The 1,242-nt window shown below is 40.7% G+C and carries 2 protein-coding genes; one reads left to right on the top strand and one right to left on the bottom strand.

Annotated elements, in window-relative coordinates; translation table 11 throughout:
- The coding region (locus AB4496_RS28340; protein ID WP_372106006.1) for a DUF3693 domain-containing protein at nucleotides 1–143 on the top strand (143 nt) is incomplete at its 5' end.
- A gap of 150 nt (nucleotides 144–293) precedes the next feature.
- On the opposite strand, the gene AB4496_RS28335 is transcribed toward AB4496_RS28340, so the two are convergent.
- Nucleotides 294–1,242: ATP-binding protein (locus tag AB4496_RS28335; RefSeq protein WP_372133384.1), on the bottom strand; the 949-nt coding region annotated here is incomplete at its 5' end.

Here is a 1,242-nt window from a genome sequence, read left to right as displayed (position 1 = left end):
TACTAAATTGCTCTAACACACTGTGGAACAGCATTGCAAAAAAGTATAATGGGCTTGGTTTAACAAGTATTTCAATGGCTTGCGGTGCTATAGCCCTAGGGATAGAACCCTCGATTCAGTGCGTATTATGTATATTATGTTAAATTGAGTTTGGTGTTTATAAGGCAGGTACCTTTATGTGATGCCCTGCCTCTTGTTTGACTACCAAACTGACGTTCCATTTAACAGTAAGTCTATTTACCATAAAATACCTAATAAACATATTTCCTAATCTTCGATTAAGAATACGTTTATTAGACTTCAAGCATTAACCTATCAATTGCTTCAATGATCTCTTTGGTTCTTACAGGTTTGGTAATGAAATCATTCATACCGACATCTAAACAAGAAAATTTATCTTCTACTGATGTGTGTGCCGTTAGCGCGACAATTGGTGTTTTGATGTTTGCGTCTCTCATGTATTTGGTTGTGGTTATTCCGTCCATAACTGGCATCGACACATCCATCAAGATAATGTCTATCGGGTCATTACCTCTTTCTACAAAGCCAATGGCTTCTTCACCGTTGCTTGCGATGAAAACTTCATGGCCTTGCCGCGCAAGGATCAATTGAATCACCATCTGATTGGTTGGGTTGTCTTCAACAACTAACACTGAATAACGGGTTCTGGGAACTTGCGAGTATTTATCTTCTGCAGCATGATCTTGATTGTTCGTAACTCTCGTTAGAACTGGTAACCGCACTTCAAATTTCGAGCCTTTTCCTGGCTCACTCTCGACCGATATACGCCCGCGCATCAGTTCTACTAGTCGTTTTGTTATTGCTAAACCTAAGCCGGTGCCACCAAATCTACGTGTGATTGTGCTATCGGCTTGCACGAACGGACTGAATAATGACGAAAGTTGCTGTGAGCTGATGCCAATTCCGGTGTCTTCTACGCTAATACGGAATGAACTGTGCTGGTATGTAATAGAAACATGTACATGCCCGTGTTCAGTGAACTTTATTGCGTTACCAATGAGATTAAAAAGGATCTGTGCTAAGCGACTTGGGTCGATGTAATGTAGTTCACCTTCTGGAATGTCGCTAGTTAGGGTTAACGACAACCCTTTATCGTCTGCTATCTTCTTTTGTTCAGATAAAACAAAAGTTACAGTGTCTCTTGCATTGCTCCATTGAGGAGCCAACGAGAAGCATCCAGATTCAATCTTTGAAAAGTCCAATACATCACTGATGATCGCC

The organism is Vibrio sp. 10N.222.46.A1 (genome assembly GCF_041473595.1).
Classification (GTDB): domain Bacteria; phylum Pseudomonadota; class Gammaproteobacteria; order Enterobacterales; family Vibrionaceae; genus Vibrio; species Vibrio tasmaniensis_A.
This window is presented reverse-complemented; position numbering and strand designations above follow the sequence as displayed.